6 protein-coding genes and 1 pseudogene are annotated in these 4610 nt (G+C 41.5%); 6 read left to right on the top strand and 1 reads right to left on the bottom strand.

Translation table 11 applies throughout. From position 1 onward, the window contains the following. The 3 genes and pseudogenes from AB204_RS19795 to AB204_RS19785 form a co-directional block, all read left to right on the top strand. A pseudogene (locus AB204_RS19795) lies at nucleotides 1-1735 on the top strand (tyrosine-type recombinase/integrase); the annotation flags it as partial. Beyond that, on the top strand, nucleotides 1713-1937 hold the full coding sequence (locus AB204_RS19790; protein WP_047965105.1) for a helix-turn-helix transcriptional regulator: 225 nt from the start codon (nucleotides 1713-1715) through the stop codon (nucleotides 1935-1937). The pseudogene AB204_RS19795 and the gene AB204_RS19790, both read left to right, overlap by 23 nt. Before the next feature lie 63 nt (nucleotides 1938-2000). Then, the gene (locus tag AB204_RS19785) at nucleotides 2001-2285 is read left to right on the top strand and encodes an AlpA family phage regulatory protein (protein ID WP_047965104.1); all 285 of its coding nucleotides are present in this window, start codon (nucleotides 2001-2003) and stop codon (nucleotides 2283-2285) included. Nucleotides 2286-2403: 118 nt separating this feature from the next. Here the strand turns inward: AB204_RS19785 and AB204_RS22925 are convergent, their stop codons facing one another. Then, a complete protein-coding gene (locus AB204_RS22925) occupies nucleotides 2404-2589 on the bottom strand; it encodes a YlcI/YnfO family protein (protein WP_047965103.1) in 186 nt (61 codons plus the stop codon). A 61-nt stretch (nucleotides 2590-2650) separates the two neighbouring features. Here AB204_RS22925 and AB204_RS22920 point away from each other — a divergent pair, with 61 nt between their 5' ends. The 3 genes from AB204_RS22920 to AB204_RS19760 all read left to right on the top strand — a co-directional run. Beyond that, a complete protein-coding gene (locus AB204_RS22920; protein ID WP_161796588.1) occupies nucleotides 2651-2971 on the top strand; it encodes a hypothetical protein in 321 nt (106 codons plus the stop codon). Beyond that, entirely contained in the window at nucleotides 2964-3374 is a 411-nt protein-coding gene (locus AB204_RS22600) for a hypothetical protein (RefSeq protein WP_152671590.1), read from the top strand. Before AB204_RS22920 ends, AB204_RS22600 begins: the two co-directional genes overlap by 8 nt. Nucleotides 3375-3376: 2 nt before the next feature. Beyond that, a partial coding sequence (locus AB204_RS19760; protein ID WP_047965102.1) for a toprim domain-containing protein occupies nucleotides 3377-4610 on the top strand: 1234 nt, incomplete at its 3' end.

Raw genomic sequence — 4610 nt, 5'->3', positions numbered from 1 at the left:
AACCCGTGATGTGTGGGATGTACTGGAAACGGCCACGGGGGCGCGTTTGCAGTCGTTGTTGTTCGGCATTACCACCGCTGGCTTTAATAAAGAAGGGATTTGTTACGAACTGCGTGATTATGCCGTTAAGGTCCTGCGTGGTCAGGTGCCCCCCGATGATACTTTTTTCGCCCTGATCTACACACTGGACAAAGATGACGACCCGTTTGATGAAACCGTGTGGCAGAAAGCGAATCCCGGATTAGGTATCTGCAAGCGCTGGGATGACCTGCGGCGGCTGGCGAAAAAGGCCAAAGAGCAAGTGTCAGCGCGGCACAATTTTTTCACCAAGCATATAAACTCTGTAACTGATATGGGATTAGATGTACTCATGTTGTTTGTAATCATATGAAAAATAAAAATAAATTGATATTTGGTGTTTTCATCCGTTTTGGTGTTTGCGGGTTGTTACACCACCCTGCGTATTGCAATGTGTATTGCAAAATAGAAAAAGGTTCGCTAAATGGCTGTAAACAAGCTCAGTGATAAAAAACTCAAATCCTTATACGGTAAACCAGTTGAAAAACAGCAGACGATAGCGGACGGAAACGGGTTATCAATCAGGGTAAGTAAGCAGGGTACAATCAGCTTTGTTTTTTTCTACCGCCTTTATGGGCGTGAAAGTGCTCCTATATGGTTGACGTTGGGTAAATACCCAGATTTGAGCCTTAAGGCAGCAAGGGAACGAAGAGATGAATGCCGGGTATGGTTAGCCGAAGGAAAAGATCCAAGAATACAGATAAAAATAACAAAAGAAGACTCTTTAAAACCTGTCACGGTAAAAGAGGCAATAGAGTATTGGATTAATAATTATGCTATCAATAAACGAAAAGCAGTAGATCATATTAGAGGTTGTTTTTTCAAGCATATTTATTCTGAGATAGGACATATTCCATTAAAGGAATGCACATTATCAATGTGGATTAGGTGCTTTGATAAAATTAAAAGAAAGGCACCAGTACAAGCGGGAGCACTTTTAAAAATATCACAACAGGCATTGAAGTTTTGTCGAGTAAGAAAATATGCAATTAATCATGAAATAGATGACTTAGATATTGGTGATGTTGGTGAAAAAGCAAATAGGAGAGACAGAGTGTTAACAAATGATGAATTAAGAGAAGTATGGCGTCATGTGAATAAAGAATATGATAATCATATTATGTCACACGAAAACAGAATTATTCTTAGGTTTTTAATTGTTTTTGGTTGTAGGCTTTCCGAAATACGACTTTCAAAATGGAGTGAATGGGATTTTTTGAATAATATATGGCGAGTGCCACCAGAGCACAGTAAAAATGGCAGGGAAATAATCAGACCGATCCCAAGTAATTTTAAAAACTGGCTGTTGTTATTAAATAAAGCAACAAAAAATCGAGAATATGTTATTGGTTTTGATATGAAGCAATGTACGGCAAGTGTAACTATTGCGAAAATATGGAAGAGATTAAATCATAAAGAGAAGTGGACTGCACACGATATACGAAGAGTATTTGCTACCTCGCTCAGTGATAACGGATTTGAGCATAATGTTGTTGAACAATTATTAGGTCATTCGTTAAATGGCGTCGCTGGAATATATAACCGAAGTCAATATATTGAACAAAAAAGAAATGCGCTCTACTGGTGGGTAAATTATTTGGATTCTTTTATTGAGGAGGGAGAGATAATAAAAAATGATACACATATTAACGCGTGAAGAATTAGAAGGTTTAGACGGTCTTGACAGATTAATTAGAGAAGAAGAATGTGAATGGTTAACGGGATTGGGAAGAAGGCACAGATCTTTACTGGAAAAAGAAGGCCAATTCCCTTTAAAAATAACAATAGGCCCACAATCAAAAGTTTATCGATTATCTGAGATTCAAGACTGGATAAAAGGCATTTGGCAGCCTGAATAAAAAAATTGAATTAATAATAGCCCCGTTTATCGGGGTTTTTGTTTTTTTGGAGAATATAAAAATATGGCATTGAAATTCACTTCACCGACACCACAAGAACGACAATCAATTTTAAATGAATATGGTGAGAAATATGATCGCAGAATAAGAGAAAAAGAATGTGAACATCTTTCAAGTTTATCGCGTTCTCGTCGCTGGGTATTAGAAGAAGAGGGCAGATTTCCTAAACGTGTTCCATTAGGGCGTAATTCTGTTTCATGGCTATTAAGTGATGTTTTATGGTGGGTACATAATCCGCCAACGGTAGAAAATATAAATAATCCGTATAGCCGAAAACTTGAAAATTAAATAATAACGTCATGAAAAAATTAACTATCTTAATTGGCTGCGGTCAAACTCATTTTAAAAGCAGTTTGATTTTAGGGAATAGAGGCGAAAGACAACCCTCATTAAGAGGGTTAATTGATTATTCTTGCTCAGATGATGCTTTGGCTTTGCGCTGGCGGCGTTTGATCTCACCTTTTATTGCCGTAACAATAAAACCAGCATTGCTTTCATCATTGTTTTTAGCTTTTTCCATATTTTCCATAACTTCATGTGGTATGCGAACAGTAGTCATTTGTGATTTTGCATTCTTCGCACCAGTTGCCATTACTGAATCCTCTTTGATTTGGTGTATTTCATTATACATTAAAAATAAACAGGAAAAAGTATTGACGTATATTTCTCTCAGGGATAAAGTGAAATACACCTTGAGTCATTTAAGGCTCAAAATAGCAACGCCCCGAAGTGCTACCAACACTATCGAGGCGTCTAACCAGAACGTAAAGGAGACTTACGATATGGCTGACACACAGTCTAACCAAACTCGCCTAAAATTTACATTCCTAATTGCATCCGGCACTCAGCGGCTGATAGATCTTCATCCTGTCCGCCTGATTATTGTACTGGCATACAGCGAAAATGAAGCCCGTTCATTGGCGGGAATACCCTCACTGATCTTCGTATCACGTCAGGGGGCACGTCATGAATAAGAAACCAATCTCATTAAAACAGGCGCTGCATCGTGCAAGTCTGGGAATTTCACTTTTCACATTTATCACCAAAAAAGCCAAAGATGAACGCTGCGCAACTAATTTAAATAACCTGATTGCACTGGCTTACGGCATTCATCAGGAGGTTTATCGCGACCTGTCAAAACATGTCCCACAGAATCCAGCGAATAAATTAGTTAATTGCCTTGTACGCCGGGAAAGCGATCCGTTAGGCCAGTCTTCATTTCGGGCGGGATTATGTACCTCTTTATATGAGGTCATTCTTGAGCAGGCCAGCCAGCATTGTTCGGAAGAGCTGCATGATTTGTTGTCGCTGGCCTGTGATATCAATCATGAGGTTTATCACGCACTTTATGCGGTGGTTAATGGTGAGGATGCGTGAGTATGAGTCAGGGAAACCATAACGCCAAAAGCCGCCCAATTGATGTAATCCGAGCGGTGAAGCAATCCGCTGCTAATCATTGGCAACTGTTATTGCCTGCCTGTGGGATTGACGTTCCGTTAAAGGGTAAGCATGGCGCTTGCCCGATATGCGGCGGTACTGATCGCTTTCACTTTATCGATGATAACCATCACGGCGACTGGCATTGTCGCCAGTGTGATGAGCCGAATCATGGTGATGGGTTGGATTTAGTCGCGAGAACCAAAGGGATCACGGTTTATGCAGCGGCTAAATTGGTGGCTGAGGTGCTGGTAATGCCTTTACCTGACCTAAAAACCGTTGAAAAACAGCCGCGAGCTGCCAAGCCGATAGCTGAACGTATTGCGGCACTGATTGCTAGCACGGTTACGGGTGAATCTCAATATCTGACTAAAAAGGGGCTGAAATGCCCCAATCAGCGGCTATTGAAAGATGGATCGCTATTGCTGGTCACTCAGACATTAGACGGCACAATCACGGGCGCTCAGATCATTAAGCCGAACGGTGAAAAACGCCTTGTTTCCGGTACGCAGAAGAAAGGCAGTTTTACCCCCTTATCCCAAATTACCGGAACGCCAGACACTTTCATCATTACCGAAGGTTATGCCACTGCTTTAACTGTCAGGCAATTGCATAAAGGCGTTGTGTTAGCAGCCATTGATGAAAGTAATTTACTCACCGTTGCCGAATTGGTCAGAACGCAATGGCCAAGCGAGAAAATCATTATTGCTGCTGATAATGATTGGCACGAACATGGTGAACGAGACAAAAACGGCAGGCTAAAAAAGAATGTCGGCAAAATAGCGGCAGAAAATACCGCTATAGCGATTAACGGTTGGGTGACTTTACCGCCTACGGCATTAAAAGCCGATTGGGACGATTATCGCCAAAAGTACGGTATTGAGTCAGCAAAGCAGGCATTCAATAACGGGTTATATCAGGCAGGGGAGAAAACACGAATGGAAACAGAAGCAGTTGTGCTCCAAGAAGCGAAGCCTAAAAAGGCCAGTAACAATCTGGCACAAATGGCAGCCAGTCAGCGCGGGGCGCTGCTGGTTGAACGTTACGGCAAGGTAGCGGTTAATCCTGAGAGTGAAACGGTTTACCACTATAACGGCGCAATATGGCAGACCGTACCGGATAGCGAGCTGTGTCGCGCAATGGTCGCAATCTTCGATCAATACGAAACCCCTTATA

The sequence above is a fragment of the Xenorhabdus khoisanae genome, from assembly GCF_001037465.1.
Taxonomy (GTDB): domain Bacteria; phylum Pseudomonadota; class Gammaproteobacteria; order Enterobacterales; family Enterobacteriaceae; genus Xenorhabdus; species Xenorhabdus khoisanae.
The sequence above is the reverse complement of the archived record's forward strand: the minus strand, read 5'-3'. Positions and strand labels throughout refer to the sequence as shown.